A 14,953-nucleotide genomic window follows, 5' to 3' on the forward strand; every position below is an offset into this window, starting at 1 on the left:
CCTGCACTGGCCGAGGTCACATCGGGGTCAGCTTGATCCCGCTGGCGGTCACGTCAAGCGCGAAGGTCACCGAGTCGGTCGGCGAGACCGAGGACTTGGCGCGGAACTGCTTGCCGGCCGGATCGCGGTAGCCCGCGACCACGGCGATGAGCGCGGTGGCGGGATCGAGCGTGACGGTCTTGGTCGTCTTGGCCCCCGGCGCGAGGGTGAGGGTGTCGGCCTTCACCAGATCGCCGCCAAGCGCGGTGGCGGGGGATTGCAGGGCGAAGAAATCCGCCCCGTCGAAGGCCCCGGCCCCGCGCAGTTGCAGGACCTGCAGCGTCAGCGGCCGGTCGGCGCCATCCGGGCCGGGGTTCATGCCGGCGGTGCCCTGGGCGACCAGCGTGACCGCTCCGGGGCCGGCGGGGGCGCAGGCGGTCGCCAGAAGGGCGGTGCCGGTGATCAGAAAGGCACGGCGCGGAAACTCATGTGTCATCGGTCTTCTCCCTGTTGCCTTCATATGCGTCACGGAAGTCCGCGCCGACTTCGCCAAGGAAACGGTCCTCGGCGGCGCGGGCGATGTCCTTGTAGCGGTCGGTATAGGCCTTCCAGAGCTTGGCGCTGCGGCCGCCGGAGAGGAGGCTTTCCAGCAGGCCGAGGTCGTCGAGATCCTTCTCGACGGCGGCGGGATCGAAGCGGTCGATCATCCGGCGCAGCGCGGACTGGATCGCGACCCAGGAGCGCAGCTGGTGGTCGGCCAGGTCGCGGAAGGCGCCGTTGATCGCGGTTTCCGGGTCGAGGTAGCCGGGGCCCTTCGCGGCGACCAGGGCGGCGATGGCCTCGTTGGTGGAGGCGAGGAATTTCAGCGGGTTGACCTCGGTATTGCTGATCACCGTCTGCGCCACGCGGGCGTTCTGCTTTTCCCTGGCGCGGGTGCGCAGCATCAGCATCAGCCCTTCCACCAGCAGGCGGAACCGCTGGCCCATCGCCTCCATCTCGGCGGCGGGGTCCTGCGCGGCAGGCGGATCGAGGCCGAGGCCGCGGAAGAAGGCCGCGCGCAGGGCGGGATCCGCCGCGGCATCCGGCCTGGCGGGGGCGGCGGCAGGAGGTTCGGCCGCGGGCGGCGGGGCCGGTTCGCCGCGCTGGCGGGAGCGGTTCTCGTCGGCCGCGACCGGAGGCGCGGCGGGCGCTTCGGGGGTCGGGCGCAGGGGGTCGGGCGGCGGGGGACCGGGGGCGGGGGGCGGCGGTTCGGGGGCGGCCGCGGGGGGCGGCATGGACCACCAGTCGTCGGAGGCGGGGGCGGCGACCGGCGCGACCGGGGCAGGCCCGGCGGGTGCGGTCGGCTCGGCGGGGCGAGCCCTGGCCGGTTCGTCGAAGAAGGAGCCGAAGCCGAAGTCGCCGCCGCGCGGTGCGATGGGCTCGGGCACGCTGCCCGTGGGGCGGGCCGCGACGGAGCGGTCGAGGGTGAAGGGGTCGTCGAAGAGCGGCGGCGCGGCGCGGTCGGGGGTGGGGTCGAAGCGCCGCGCGTCGGCCGGGCCGGTGTCGAAGGGCTGCGGCAGGCCCTGCGGGCGCTGGACCGGCGGGGGCGGGGCGACGGGCTGCGAGAAGAAGTCGTCATGCGTCATCTGCCGCGGCGCCGGGGCCTGGGTGCGGGGCGCGGCGGCGGGGGCGGGGGCCTCGATCTCGACCCGGATCACGGTGTCGCCAAGGCGCAGGCGCATTCCGGTTTCCAGCCGGGCGGCGTTGCCCGGCCCGAGCGGCTGGTCGCGGCCGTCGATGAAAAGCCCGCCCCGGCTGGCGTCGGTGACGATGAACTGGCCGGCCTCGCCGGTGATCACGCAATGCTTGCGCGAGACATACATGTCGGGATCGTTCAGCTGCCACGAGCAATCAGCGCCGCGCCCGATCGAAAGCTCGCCGCCGGGATGGCGCATCTCGTGCCGGTCCTGGGGATGGGGGCTGTGCTCGATGATCAGGCGGAGGGTCATGCGGCCTCCACCTGTGCGACGCCGGTGAGGCGGAGGTCGTCGGCGTCTTTCTCGCGGCGGGGGGAAAGCCAGGTGCTGCGGCCAAGCCGGCACTGGCCGAGGCGCGCGTCGGGGATTTCCTCGCGCGCCAGGACGAGGCGCAGGTCGAATTCCATCTCGCGGCCCATCGCGTGCCGGATCGCATGGCGCAGGCGGGCGGTCAGGTCCGGGTCGGCGAGGAATCGGGCGAAGCGGGCAAGGGGCAGGGGGCCGATGCGCAGCTCGACCAGGGTCTGGCGCTGGAAGCTGCGGGCGCCGACCACGGCGGACCGGCCCAGCCCGGCATGGGCCCGGCCGAGGCGGGATTGCAGATGCGGCGGGATCTCGGTCCAGGTGCCGAGGAATTCGACCAGCGAGACCGGGGCCTCGACCACGTCGGAGAGATAGGCGGTGAGCCGTTCGACGCTGAAGACCTGCCGGCCCAGCGAGGTGGCGTGGCGCAGCTTCAGCCGGGTCTGGGTGTCGGGGACCTTCGGCTTGGTCCCCGGCAGGGCGGTGCCGGCCAGCGCCTCGACCAGCGCCCGGACCCGGCTGGCCGCCTCATGCTCGATCTGCACCTCGGGCCGGGCATCGGCCCAGGCGCGCCAGTAGAGCGCCATCATCCGGTGCTGGAGAAGGTTGCAGAAGTCGAGGAAGGTGGTGTCCGAGGCCGCATCGCTGCCCTGGGTGAACCAGCGGTCGGACAGGCGGGCGAGGACCCAGCGGGTGAGGTGCAGCGGCAGCGCGCCCTCGGGGCCGAGAAGGCCCAGGACCTCGACATCCACCTTTGGCGGGCTGCCGGGGTGGAAGCCCGCCACGTCGCGGGTGCCGAAGGTCAGCCTTGCGCGCTGGCCGAGGCGGGCGGGTTCGCGCGCTGGCCCGCCGCAGCGGCCAAAGCGCATCTGGCCGCGTTCGAGGCGGCGCAGAAGCTCGAAGAAGCCCATGGTTTCGGGCGTGGGCACATCCCCGGTCAGATCAGGGCGCGGTTGCCCGGCGTCATCGGCCACGACACCTCCTCCTGTCTTTGCATGAGATGGGTCTTTGCGCGCACGAAGGAGTTGATCGCGGCGTGGCGGGCGAAAAGCTGGTTGAGGAGGGCGGAGAGCAGGAGGGTGGAGCCGCCCGCCAGCGTCGTCTCGTCCACGTCCAGCGTGATCTCGACGCCGTGGCCGAAGCAGATCGGGCCGGGGATGCCGAGGCGTTCGACCACCTGGCGCGAGCGGAGGCGGGTGATCGAGCGGGCGTGACGGGCGAGGGCGGGATCGCCGCGACCGGCGTAGAGGTCGAGCATGGCGCGCAGGGGTTCGGCCTCCTGGCCCGGTTCGGCCAGCGACAGGTGATTGAGCGACAGCTGCGCCACCAGCCGCCAGGCGAGGTCGTCAAGCTGGCTTTCCCCGCCCGAGACGATGTTCGGCAGGGCCGAGGCGACCGAGGCGCGCGGGCGGCGGAAGGGGGACAGGAGTTCGATCCGGCCGACGGGATCGCCGGTTTCCAGCGACAGTTTCGGGCTGTCGTCCAGGATCGGCAGGTCGCGGTTGGTGCAGAGCGCGCGGATGTCGAGGCGGCGGATCGCCCTGGTCACGGTCACGTCGGCGGGCCGGGCGATCGACAGGAACAGGTCGTCGCCGGCATAGCTGGTGCGGGTCTGGCCGCGGCGGATCTCGTCCTCGCCGGGCCGGCGCGGCCTGCGCTCGGTGGTGTAGACCAGGCCCGAGCCGCGGTGCCGGCCGACGGAATAGAGCGGCTCGACGGTGGCGTCGGGGCCGTCGCTGTCGGCGTCCTCCACCCGGGTCAGGCGGTAGATCTCGAAGTCGCGCGGACGGGTGCGGTCGGCGTGGACGATATGGGCGGCGGAACGGCCGTCGATCTCGATCACGTTGCACTCTTTCTCGAAGAGGTTGACCAGCGGCGTGACGAAGAGGCGGAAGTCCCTGGCGGCAAGGTCGGAGAGTTCCGGGCGGGGGGCGTCGAGGTAGACGACGATTTCGCAGGGGCCGTTGGTGCAGGCGCGCAGCGCGGGGTTGAGGCCGTCGAGCCGCAGGTAGTGGAAGCGGTCGGGCATCAGGAAATATTCGCGCATCAGCCGGTAGCCCTCGAAGGCGGGGCGGACGCGGGGCAGCAGGCCCTCGCGGTCGGGGATGCCGACGAGGGCGGGACCGGCGAGGGGGTGGACGGGGTGGGCGGGGCCTTTCGCGGGCCGGGCGATGGCGGCATGGCCATGGCCGAAGATCGCGTCGAAGATCGCGCCACCGCGCGGGCCGCCGGTGAACCAGAGGTCGAGCCGGTCAAGCGACAGTTCGGCCAGCGAGCCGGGGCCGACGCGGGCGAGCGTCAGGCGGATCGCGGCCTCGGCCTCGGGCCGGTCCAGCCCGGCGGCGTTCAGCGCGCCCTTGTCCTGCAGGTAGTCGGCCGCGTCCAGCGCGACGGGCCAGAGCGTCACGTCCTGCGCGGTCGTATAGGTGGCGCGGGTGGAGATCCCCTCGCGGTAGGCGGCGACCGAGCGGGTGCCGCGCGGGACGCGATGGCCGTCGAGCATGGTCTGGACCTGCGGGCCGGGATGCAGGATCGCCATGGTCATCGCCGGGGCGGGGCAGACGAGGTCGGGGTAAAGCTCGTCCAGAAGGTTGCGGACGTAGCGGCTGCTTTCGGCGTCGACCTTCAGCCGGGTGCGCGCGGCGAGATAGGCCACGCCTTCCAGCAGGCGTTCCACATAGGGGTCGGGGCAGGGCACCGCGTCGAGCGAGAGATTGCGGGCGACCGTGGGGTGGAGTGCGGCGAATTCGGTCGCAAGCTCGCGGATATGGGCGAGTTCGTCTTCGTAATAGCTGAGGAAGTTGCGGTCCATCATGCGTCCTCGACCGCCGTGGTGGCGCGTCCGTTGTCCAGGTCGATCATGGTGGAGAGCCGCAGGCGTTCGGGGACCGGGGAGAGCATGAGCATCGCGTCGACCTCGATCCGCATGCCGGTGCGGTCGCCCTGGGCCACCTTGACCCGGATCGAGTCGCGCTTCAGGCGCGGCTCGAAGACGGCGATCACCTCGCGCAGTTCGCGGGCCAGCGCGGCAAGGTCGAAGTCGGAGATGGCGCGGCCGGAAAAGGAGGGGACGCCGTAGTTCAGGACCGAGCGGCGGACATGGGGAAAATCGGCGATCAGCTCCTGGGGCGTCTCGTAGCCCTTGGCCTCGCGGTCGGTCAGTTGCAGCCCGGATTCGAAGCGTTCGACGTTGAACAGGGCCTCGATGTCGCGCCGGACCGCCTCGCGCAGGACGGCGGCGTTCACGACGATGCCGCGCTCTTCCAGAAAGGCGCGGCGGGCGGTCCGGGTCAGGAACAGGTGCAGGTCGCGGCGGGTGTCGTCATCGAGGCCGGGGTCGGCCTCGATGACGCGCGCCCCGCCGGCCAGCACCGCCTCGACCCTGGCGGCGCCGATCCGCGCCGCCAGGTCCGCGCGCTGCCGGTCGGTCTCGGAGACGATGCCGGGCAAGTCATCGACGAGGCGGTCCCACAGGCTGGGCTGGACCGCTTCGGTCCGGGATTGAAGGATCGGATCAGCCACCGACGGTGTCCTTTCCCTGCCGGAGAGGCCCGCGCTCAGGCCCCCGCAACCAGATCATATTCAAATTCGTGCTCGCCGCCGGCCGAATGGTCGCTGGCCTGCTCGATGTAGAGGACCTTCATCTTGTTGAAGACGATGGAGATGGTTTCCATCGGCGGGGTCTCGACATCGCTGCTGCCGGCGAAGTTGTAGCCTTCGACCATGCAGTCCGAGAGCGTGACGGTCAGGTAGTCGAGATGCGTCTCGCCCGAGTCCTTGCGCAGGGTGACCACGATCTCGGGGAATGCGGTCGCCAGAAGCACGGCCTGCGCCAGGTAGGGCGAGGACTTGTCGTAGAACTTGGAGACCGTCAGCGAGGTCACGTTCGCCATGCCGGTGCTGCGGCCCACGCCGGGGGTGTTGATCGCGGGACGCGTGGCCCCCCAGGACAGCGAGGCGATGGAAATCTCGCCCTCGTGGTCCTTGCGGCCGCTTTCGCCGGGGATTTCCTCGATCTTCATGTAACCGGAAACAGCCATTTCCTTACCCTTTCATCTGTTAAATTGCGGATGCTCCATTGCTATTCACTTGGCTTTCACCGAGGGCAGTTCGGAGACGAGCCGCAGGCTCGCGTTGATCCCCTCGAGCTGGTAATGCGGCCGCAGGTAGAAGCGCGCGTTGTAATAGCCGGGGCGCCCCTCGACCGAGTCGACCTGTACTTCGGCCTTGGCCAGGGGCCGTTTCGCCTTGGCCTTGTCATCCGCCATGGCCGTGTTCGACAGCACATAGCGGTTGATCCATTCCGACAGCCAGACCTGCATGTCGGCGCGTTCCTTGAAGGTCCCGACCTTGTCGCGCGCCATCGCCTTCAGGTAATGCGCGAAGCGGCTGACCGGGAAGAGATAGGGCAGGTTCGCCGACAGCCGTTCGTTGGCCTGGGCGTCGGGATCCACCAGCCGGCCGGCGCGGGCCTCGTCGTCCTGCAGGCTGTGCGCGCCGATGAAGGCGGCGATGTCGGTGTTCTTGCGGTGCAGGATCGGCATGAAGCCGAGCTTGGCCAGTTCGGCCTCGCGCCGGTCGTCGATGGCGATCTCGGTCGGGCATTTCATCGCGATCGAGCCGTCGTCGGTGGGGAAGCTGTGCACCGGCAGGTTGATCACCGAGCCGCCGGATTCCACGCCGCGGATCTGGCTGCCCCAGCCGTAGAGCTTGTGGCTGCGGTTGATGTTCACGCCCATGGCGAAGGCCGCGTTCATCCAGACGTAATGGTCGTGCTTGCCGTCGATCTCCTCCTCGAAGGCGAAGCCCTTGACCGGGATCGTCGCCGCGCCATAGGGCAGCCGGGCCAGCACGCGCGGCATGGTCAGGCCGATGTAGCGCGCATCCTCGCTTTCCCGCAGCGACTGCCAGCTGGCATAGTCGGGCGAGGAGACGATCTGCTGCAGGTCCTGCGGGTTCGGCAGTTCCTGCCAGCTTTGCATGCGGAAAAGCTGCGGCGCGGCGGCGGCGATGAAGGGGGCATGCGCCGAGGCGCAGACGCCGGACATGTTGCGCAGAAGGCCGACGTCGCGCGGGTGGTGGCTGAACTCGTAGGCCCCGATGATCGCGCCGAAGGGCTCGCCGCCGAACATGGAATATTCGTCGGTGTAAAGCCGCTTGAAGATCGGGGACTGGTCCCACATCTGGCCCTCGAAATCCTCCAGCGTGTCGGCCAACTGGTCCTTGGTGATGTTCATCACCCGGATCTTCAGCTTCTGGTCGGTCTCGGTGTTGTTCACCAGGTAGTGCAGCCCGCGCCAGGTGCCCTCGATCTCGCGCAGCTCGGGGGCGTGCATGATCTCGTTCATCTGGGTGGTCAGAAGGCTGTCGATGCCGGCGATGAGGTTCTTGATCGACTTGACCGCATTGCCCGAGATGGTCGCGGTGCCCGAGCGTTCGGTGGCGGCCAGCGCCAGGTTCTGCACCAGCTTGTGCAGCTTCTGGCTCTCGTCCTCCTTGACGCGGAAGTCCTTTTCCAGCAGGTCGCTGAATTCGCCGAGGTCGACGGCCTGGGCCTCGGGGGCGGCGGTGGCCTGCTTTTCCTGTTCGGCCATGGCTCAGCCCTCCTTCTTCACGGCTTCTTCGGCGACCTGCTGCAGCAGGGGCTCGTTCTGCAGCAGCTGGGCGATGCGCTTCTCGGCGTTCACCTTGCCGTCCATGTAGCCCAGCAGTTCCTCGAGCTGGCGGCGCATCTTCAGGAGTTCGGCCAGCGCGGGGACCTGCTCGGCCACCTTGTCGGGGGTGAAGTCGGACATGTGCCTGAAGGTCAGGTCGACGAACATCTCCTCGTCCGCGGCGCCGTCCTTGCCGGGCAGGCGGTTCGGCACCCGGGCCTTCACCCGGGGGGCCAGCGCCTCCATGAACTTGCCGAAGCGGCCGGCGTCGACGTCGACGAAGGTGCGGTCGTTGACCGGCTTCGTCGCCTCCCGCGTCTCGGACTTGCCGGCGAGATCGGCCATCACGCCCATGACGAAGGGAAGTTCGATGGTCGTCGGGCTGCCGTAATGTTCGACATCATAGGCGATCTGCACCCGTGGAGCGCGGTTGCGTTCGATCACCTTCGCCTTGCTCTCACTCATCTGTCGGGCCTTTCCCTATGTGGTGCTGCCCTATTGGGCGGCGGATTTCTTGTCGTCCACTCCGGCTATGTTCTTGAATTCCTTCATTCCGCTGGGCGCGATCTCTTCCATGAGCTGCAGGAAGTTCATCGGGACCATCTTCCGCATCCGCCGTGCCAGATGCGGGATCGGGCTGGACGGCTCGGTGCGTTCGTAGAAGTCGATGATCAGGTCGAGGCAGCGTTCCACGTCCCGGCGCGAGGTGACGGCGGCGGGGATGCCGGCGGGCGCCGGGGCGGCGTGGACGCCGTTCAGGGCGGGGGCGGGGTCTGCCATGGCGGGGGCCTCGGGTGCCGGGGGGGCGGGGTCGCCCTGGGCCTGGGCGGCGGCCAGCGGGGCGATGGCGCGGGCCAGCATCTTGTCCAGCTCCTTGAAGCGGACGCCGACGCCGTTTTCCATCACGCGCCCGTTCAGCGCGGCTTCGAGCCGGGCCAGGGCGGCGCGGGCGGCCTCGATCGACCGGACCAGGGCGGCCGTCTCCTCGGGCCGTTCGATGGCCTGGGCGCGGCAGGCGGCGGTGACGCGGCTCACCCTGGCGTCGTGGCGGGCGAGCAGTTCGGCCATCTCCTTGTCGCCCAGGCCCGAGGGCATCTCGGCCTGGGCCTGGTTGCGGCTCAGCCCGCCGGCGCAGAGGTCGCCGCCGGTGACCGGGCCGATGCCGCGCGGGGCGAGAATCACGGTGAATTCCAGATCGCACAGCAGGCCGTTGTCCGCGTTTTCAAGCTGGAACAGCGAATTGATCCGCCGCGTCGCCGCCTCGCGCGGGGAGGGGCTGTCGCGCAGGGCGGGATGGGCGCTGTCCCAGAAGCGTTCGACCGTGGCGGTCAGAAGATCGAGACCGTCGCGCAGGCCGGGAAAGCCCTCGGCATTGGCCAGGGCCCGGGCGACGATGACCAGAAGCCGGAGGTCGCGGCCCGAGCGGGCCAGTTCGGCGGCCTGGTCAAGCACGCCGGACCAGTCGATGTCGACGCTGCCGGTGCCGCCGCCCCGGACATTCTCCAGCCGGAGGCTGCGTGCGGCCGGGTCCAGCAACCGCTCGATGCCGTGAAAGCGCGGGTCGTTTCTGAGTTCCAGGCCGGAGGCATTGTCCTGGCCCACCGGAACCAGAAATGGTTCTAGGTCCATCTTCCAAGGCCTTCTTCAAAACGCGCAAACTGGTGACTATGGCTGCAAGTCTTGCACCACTTGACCTAAAGTCAAGGTCTTGCATCAATGACCCGGCTGGCGATTGACAGGATGTTCCCGGGCTCGTCCCGGAGGATCTGGGCCAGGGCCTCGGCGAAGGAGGCGACGGATTCGTCCTTGGGCCGTCGGATGCCGAAAAGCGAGGTTTTCGACAGGAAGGCGATGACCTCGGACTTGCCGAAGCTGTCCTTGTCCACGGTGGTGGCGAAGATGCCGATGCCGTTCTTGAGGTCGTCCAGCGAATGCAGGACCCGGATGCGGCGCTGGCCGTTTTCCACCACGCCGACATCGGCGAGGTCATGCGCCTCTTGCCTGAGGTTGGGCAGGAGGTTGTAGACGGCCCCGGTGTTGTCGACGACCACGACCCAGAGCGACAGGCCGGTCAGATCGGCCGGGGCCAGGACCTCGACGATGGGGTTCTCGCCGGCGTGGTAGATGCCCGAGAGGTTGACCTGGCCGGTCGCGCCGTCGCCAAGCCAGATCGACAGCCGGTCCGACTCGAGCGGGGGCAGGACGCGGCGGATGGCGCAGAGGTCGGCGTTCAGGATCGTGGCGTCGATGCGAAGCTGCCGGTCGCCGATGGCATCCTCCAGCGCCTGCTGGAGCTTGCCGCGCGCCGCCTCGGTCTCGAACGCGCCGGTGATGACGATGGTGTCGCCCAGGGCATAGCCCGCCTCGGGCGGCGCGTCGGGGCCGAGGGGGCCGCAGAGGGCGAAGGGCTGCGCGATGTCGCGCACCGCCTGCACCGGCAGAAGGCGCGGGCCGATGGCGATGTCGATGCGGGCGGTCATCCCGGCCTGTCCGGCCCAGTCGGAGATCGCCGTCGTCCGGTCGGCGGCAAGGTCGCGGCTGTCGGCAAGGCCCGTCACGGCGACCGTGTTGTCGGTCACGGCCAGCGTCCATTCCGCAAGCCCCCGCATCTGGCCAAGCCCGGCGGCGACGTTTCCGACCCAGCTTTCGCCCGGCACCCCCGCGGCAAGGGTCAGCGCGGTCTCGGGCGGGGGGGTCCCGGTGGCCCCGGCAAAGGCCTGGCGCAGGCGCTGGGCCGCCTCGGCGTCCGGGGCATTGCCGGAGAGCGCCGCGCCCTGGGGTCCGGCGCTTGCGGTCAGGAGATAGGGCGCGGCAACGGGGAGGGGCGGCTGGCCCAGCCCGTCCAGCAGCCCGACATACCAGGCCCCGCCCCCGATCAGGCCCAGAAGCAGCACCAGAAGCAGCGCCAGGCTTCCACGCTTCCGCGCCTCGCCGCGCTGGGGCACCTGCCGGCCCGCGCGCCGGGACTCGGGCCGCAGCAGATCGTTCAGGCGGGCGACCACGGCCTCGGCGCTGGGGGCGCGGTCGGCCAGCGCCGGGGCGGTGAGCCAGTCGACCAGGCCCTTCAAGGGCTCGGGCAGGCCTTCGGTATCCAGCCGCGACTGCTTGCGGCGCACGATCTCTCCCGGCGTCGAGCCGGCGAAGGGCACCTGGCCGCGAAAGGCCGCCAGCAAGGTCGCGCCCAGGGCATAGAGGTCCGACCGCTTCTCGGCGCGGCCCTCAAGCTGCTCGGGCGCGGCATATTCGTATTTCCCGGCGAATTCGTTGCCGACGATGGTCCGCGCCCCGGCCGAGGTGTCCTTGGCGATGCCGAAGTCGATGATCGTGGCCCGCCCGGCCTCGCCGTCGCGCAGGACGACGTTGTCGGGCGAGAGGTCGCGATGCACGATCCCGCGCGCATGGGCGGCGACCAGCCCCTCGGCCACCCGGTGCGCGATGATCATCAGCTCGCGCGGGTCCATCCGGCGGCGGGCCATCACGTCGCTCATCGAGGGGCCGTCGATGAAATCCATCACCAGGAAGACATGGCCGGCCTCGGTCCGCGAGCATTCGGAATAGCGCACGACCGCGTCGTTCACGACGTCGCGCATCTGCTCTTCCCGGCGCATCAGCTGGATATAGTCGTCGTTGCCGGAGAACCGCGCGTTCAGCGCCTTGATCGCGACGATCCGGCCCGAGATCTGGTTCTTCGCCCGGTAGACCTCGCCCGTGCCGCCGCGGCCCAGCACGCCCTCGATCTCGTAGGTGTGGTTCAGGACCTGGCCCTGGCGGAAGATGTCTCCGGGCAGAGGTCCGGTCATCCCCGGCCCCCGCAGCGGACCGGGGTCGCGCATCCACCACCGGCGGCGGTCACCAAAACATTCGCCATGCGAAGGTTTCCGGATTAGATTGACCTTGCGGAAAGCCTGCGTCTTTCCGCCCGGATGAGCAAGCATATTCAAATCGGCTGAGGGGGATGGATTATGGCCCCGCGTGGCGGCACCGAGACGATCAAGCGCAAGGAGCTGGTCGGCAAGCTGAACCCGGTCTGTCTGAAGGCGTTCTCGGCGGCGGCCCAGGCGGCCAAGGCGCGCGGCAACCCTTACGTCGAGCTGGTGCATTTCATCGAGGCGCTGTCGCGGTCGGCGCGGTCGGATTTCGAGATCCTCTGCGCCTCGGCCGGGGTCGAGGCGGCGCGCCTGGCCGCCGACATCACCCGCGCCGTCGATGCCCTGCCGCATGGCGCGGGCTCGGTCGAGGAATTCTCGGACCACATCTTCCGCGCGATCCAGGAGGGCTGGACCTTCGGCAGCCTGGAATTCGGCGACGACACGGTGCGCTCGGCCTATATCCTGCTCGGCGCGCTGAAGGTGCCGGTGCTGGAGGGGCTGCTGTTCAAGATCAGCCTGGAATTCGACAAGCTGGACCCGGCCGCGATGGCGGGGCAGCTGGGCGACCTGCTGGCCGAGTCGGTGGAAGGCGGCGGGGCGGCGCCCGAGGCGGCCAAGCCGAAGCAGGCCCCCGGCGGCAAGTCGGCGCTGGACCAATATGCCACGAACCTAACCGAACGCGCGAAGGCGGGCAAGATCGACCCGGTGATCGGCCGCGACCCGGAAATCCGCCAGATCATCGACATCCTGATGCGCCGCCGCCAGAACAACCCGATCCTGACCGGCGAGGCCGGGGTGGGCAAGACCGCCGTGGTCGAGGGCTTTGCCCTGCGCCTCGCGCGCGGCGACGTGCCGCCGCAGTTGAAGGCGGTGGACCTGCACATGCTGGACGTGGGCCTGATGCAGGCGGGCGCATCCGTGAAGGGCGAGTTCGAGAAGCGGTTGAAACAGGTGATCGACGAGGTGCAGTCCTCGGAGAAGCCGATCATCCTCTTCATCGACGAGGCCCATACCCTGATCGGGGCCGGGGGCGCAGCGGGGACGGGGGATGCGGCGAACCTGCTGAAGCCGGCGCTGGCGCGGGGCGAGCTTCGCACCGTCGCCGCGACCACCTGGTCGGAATACAAGGAGCATATCGAGAAGGACCCCGCCCTGACCCGCCGCTTCCAGGTGGTCAAGGTCGAGGAACCCGCCGAGGAGGCCGCCGTCCGCATGTTGCGCGGCGTGGCCGGGGTGCTGGAGAAGCACCACAAGGTGGAGATCCTGGACGAGGCGATCGAGGCGGCGGTGGCGCTGTCGCATCGCTACATCCCCTCGCGCCAGTTGCCGGACAAGGCGATCAGCCTGCTCGACACCGCCTGCGCCCGTGTGGCGGTGTCCCAGCATGCGACGCCGGCCGAGGTGGAGGACATCGAGCGGCGTTTGTCCGCGCTGGAGGTGGAGCAGGGGATCATCTCCCGCGAGGAAGCCATCGGGATCGAGGTGGAAGAGCGCAAGGCCGAGGTCGAGGCCGCGCTTGGCAAGGCCACCGCCGAGCTGGACGCCGCCAAGGCGCGGTGGGAGGCCGAGAAGGCGCTGGTCGATGAGGTCCTGTCGCTGCGCGCCACCCTGCGCGGCGCGGGGCAGCCGGTGGATGATACCGGAGCGACCGGGGAGACCCCGCCCGAGGCCAGCGAGGACACCGCCGAACCCGCCGCGCTGACGCCGGAAGCCCGCGCCGAGATGCTGGCGAAGCTGCGCGCCAAGATGGCGGCCCTCGCCGAAGCGCAGGGGGAGCGCCCGCTGATCCTGCCCGCCGTCGACCGGCTGGCGGTCGGGGCCATCGTGCAGGACTGGACCGGCATCCCGATGGGCCGGATGCTTGCCAGCCAGACCGAGCGCGCGCTGAAACTGGCCGGGACGCTCTCGGAGCGCGTCGTCGGCCAGGATCACGCCATGGGCATGATCGCCAACCGCATCCAGACCAGTTACGCGGGTCTTGGTGCCCCCGAGAAACCCATCGGCGTCTTCATGCTCTGCGGCCCCTCCGGCGTCGGCAAGACCGAGACCGCGCTGGCCTTGGCCGAGACGCTTTATGGCGGCGAGCAGAACCTGATCTCGATCAACATGAGCGAGTTCCAGGAGGCGCATACCGTCTCCACCCTCAAGGGGGCGCCGCCCGGCTATGTCGGCTATGGCAAGGGCGGCATCCTGACCGAGGCCGTCCGCCGCCGCCCCTATTCGGTGATCCTGCTGGACGAGGTGGAAAAGGCCCACCCCGACGTGCATGAAATCTTCTTCCAGGTCTTCGACAAGGGGATGATGGACGACAGCGAGGGCCGAAGGATCGACTTCAAGAACACGCTGATCCTTCTGACCTCCAACGTCGGGTCGGAGGAGATCATGGCGATGACCGGGGACGGCAAGTCCGGCGCCGATCTGGAGGAGCTGACCGCCAGCCTTCGCGCGCCGCTCCTCAAGGTCTTCCCCGCGGCCCTCTTGGGCCGGGTGGTGACGATCCCCTATTATCCGCTCTCGGACGCGATGATCGAGGCCATCGCCGGCCACAAGCTGCGCGGCATCGCCCGGCGGCTGGAGGCGGGGCATGGCGCGGAACTGGTGATCGGCGCGGGCGTGATGGAGACGATCAAGGCCCGCTGCACGGAAATCGAAAGCGGCGGAAGGATGATCGACGCGATCCTGACCAACACGCTGCTGCCGGAACTCTCCCGCCAGGTGCTGAACCGCAAGCTGGAGGGGGCGGAGTTGACCCGTGTGACGGTGACGGGCTCGGACGCCGGGTTCGGCTATGCCTTCGAATAGGAGGGGCGGCGATGCATGACGGAACCTTCCTTGGGCTGCCGGGCGTCCACCGGGCCGAGGTGGTGGGGATCGGGCCCGACGGCCGGACGCAGGTGCGGGTCGCGGCGCTGGGCGAGGGCCTGCACTGGGCGCTCTCGCTGGTTCCGGTCCCGGCCGCTGCCTTGGGGCGGGTGGCGGCGGTGACGATGATGGACGACCAGCCGCTGATCCTGGGGCTGGTCCAGCCCCTGCGGGCGGAGGTGGAGGCGGACGGGGAGAAGCTGGTGATTGAGGCCGGGCGGGAGATGGTGCTGCGCTGCGGGAAGGCGTCGATCACGATGACGGCGGACGGGCGGGTGACGATCCGGGGAACCCAGGTCCTGAGCCGGTCGGAGGGTCCGAACCGGGTGCAGGGGGCGTCGGTGCAGCTGAACTGAGGGCGGAGTGTCCGCATCCCGTGGATCGAGATCATCTACTGAAGATCAGCACCAGAGCGCACGGATGATCTAGGGTCAGGACCCATTGATCTTCCACTTTCGGCGTGATTCAGGCTCCGCAAGGAGACTGACCTATGACCAACCTTTTTTGGCTGACGGACGTGCAGATGGCACGGCTGCAGCCCTTCTTTCCC

The 14,953-nt window shown here is 69.6% G+C and carries 12 protein-coding genes; 2 read left to right on the forward strand and 10 right to left on the reverse strand.

The features are described 5' to 3' along the window. Nucleotides 1-16 precede the first annotated feature (16 nt). From tssJ to ACE3UA_RS09980, 10 genes are all read right to left on the reverse strand, one after another. Nucleotides 17-475, reverse strand: coding sequence for a type VI secretion system lipoprotein TssJ (gene tssJ, locus ACE3UA_RS09935; RefSeq protein WP_374644608.1), 459 nt, complete (start codon nucleotides 473-475; stop codon nucleotides 17-19). After that, on the reverse strand, nucleotides 465-1,967 hold the full coding sequence (gene tagH, locus ACE3UA_RS09940; RefSeq protein ID WP_374644610.1) for a type VI secretion system-associated FHA domain protein TagH: 1,503 nt from the start codon (nucleotides 1,965-1,967) through the stop codon (nucleotides 465-467). Before tagH ends, tssJ begins: the two co-directional genes overlap by 11 nt. After that, nucleotides 1,964-2,992 carry a type VI secretion system baseplate subunit TssG gene (tssG, locus tag ACE3UA_RS09945; protein WP_374644612.1) on the reverse strand — a complete coding sequence of 343 codons (1,029 nt, stop codon included), beginning with the start codon at nucleotides 2,990-2,992 and terminating at the stop codon, nucleotides 1,964-1,966. Before tssG ends, tagH begins: the two co-directional genes overlap by 4 nt. Then, complete coding sequence (gene tssF / locus ACE3UA_RS09950; protein ID WP_374644614.1) at nucleotides 2,956-4,830, reverse strand: type VI secretion system baseplate subunit TssF; 1,875 nt, start codon at nucleotides 4,828-4,830, stop codon at nucleotides 2,956-2,958. Before tssF ends, tssG begins: the two co-directional genes overlap by 37 nt. Further along, complete coding sequence (tssE, locus tag ACE3UA_RS09955) at nucleotides 4,830-5,540, reverse strand: type VI secretion system baseplate subunit TssE (protein ID WP_374644616.1); 711 nt, start codon at nucleotides 5,538-5,540, stop codon at nucleotides 4,830-4,832. The genes tssF and tssE overlap by 1 nt, the downstream gene beginning before the upstream one ends. Nucleotides 5,541-5,575: 35 nt before the next feature. Further along, on the reverse strand, nucleotides 5,576-6,058 hold the full coding sequence (locus ACE3UA_RS09960; protein WP_374644618.1) for an Hcp family type VI secretion system effector: 483 nt from the start codon (nucleotides 6,056-6,058) through the stop codon (nucleotides 5,576-5,578). Nucleotides 6,059-6,103: 45 nt separating this feature from the next. After that, nucleotides 6,104-7,612, reverse strand: a complete 1,509-nt coding sequence (gene tssC, locus ACE3UA_RS09965; RefSeq protein ID WP_374644620.1) for a type VI secretion system contractile sheath large subunit — start codon at nucleotides 7,610-7,612, stop codon at nucleotides 6,104-6,106. Between the two features lie 3 nt (nucleotides 7,613-7,615). Next, nucleotides 7,616-8,137, reverse strand: coding sequence for a type VI secretion system contractile sheath small subunit (gene tssB / locus ACE3UA_RS09970; protein WP_374644622.1), 522 nt, complete (start codon nucleotides 8,135-8,137; stop codon nucleotides 7,616-7,618). A gap of 30 nt (nucleotides 8,138-8,167) precedes the next feature. Further along, nucleotides 8,168-9,301 (reverse strand): ImpA family type VI secretion system protein, encoded by a 1,134-nt coding sequence (locus ACE3UA_RS09975; protein WP_374644624.1) that lies wholly within the window; start codon nucleotides 9,299-9,301, stop codon nucleotides 8,168-8,170. Nucleotides 9,302-9,372: 71 nt separating this feature from the next. Further along, complete coding sequence (locus tag ACE3UA_RS09980) at nucleotides 9,373-11,472, reverse strand: serine/threonine-protein kinase (protein ID WP_374644626.1); 2,100 nt, start codon at nucleotides 11,470-11,472, stop codon at nucleotides 9,373-9,375. Between the two features lie 162 nt (nucleotides 11,473-11,634). Between ACE3UA_RS09980 and tssH the strand changes: the two genes are divergently transcribed. Both tssH and ACE3UA_RS09990 read left to right on the forward strand, forming a co-directional pair. Then, on the forward strand, nucleotides 11,635-14,343 hold the full coding sequence (gene tssH, locus ACE3UA_RS09985; protein ID WP_374644628.1) for a type VI secretion system ATPase TssH: 2,709 nt from the start codon (nucleotides 11,635-11,637) through the stop codon (nucleotides 14,341-14,343). Between the two features lie 11 nt (nucleotides 14,344-14,354). Further along, entirely contained in the window at nucleotides 14,355-14,759 is a 405-nt protein-coding gene (locus ACE3UA_RS09990; RefSeq protein ID WP_374644630.1) for a hypothetical protein, read from the forward strand. The last annotated feature ends 194 nt before the right edge of the window (nucleotides 14,760-14,953 follow it).

The sequence above is a fragment of the Tabrizicola sp. genome (genome assembly GCF_041919135.1).
Taxonomy (GTDB): Bacteria; Pseudomonadota; Alphaproteobacteria; order Rhodobacterales; family Rhodobacteraceae; genus Tabrizicola.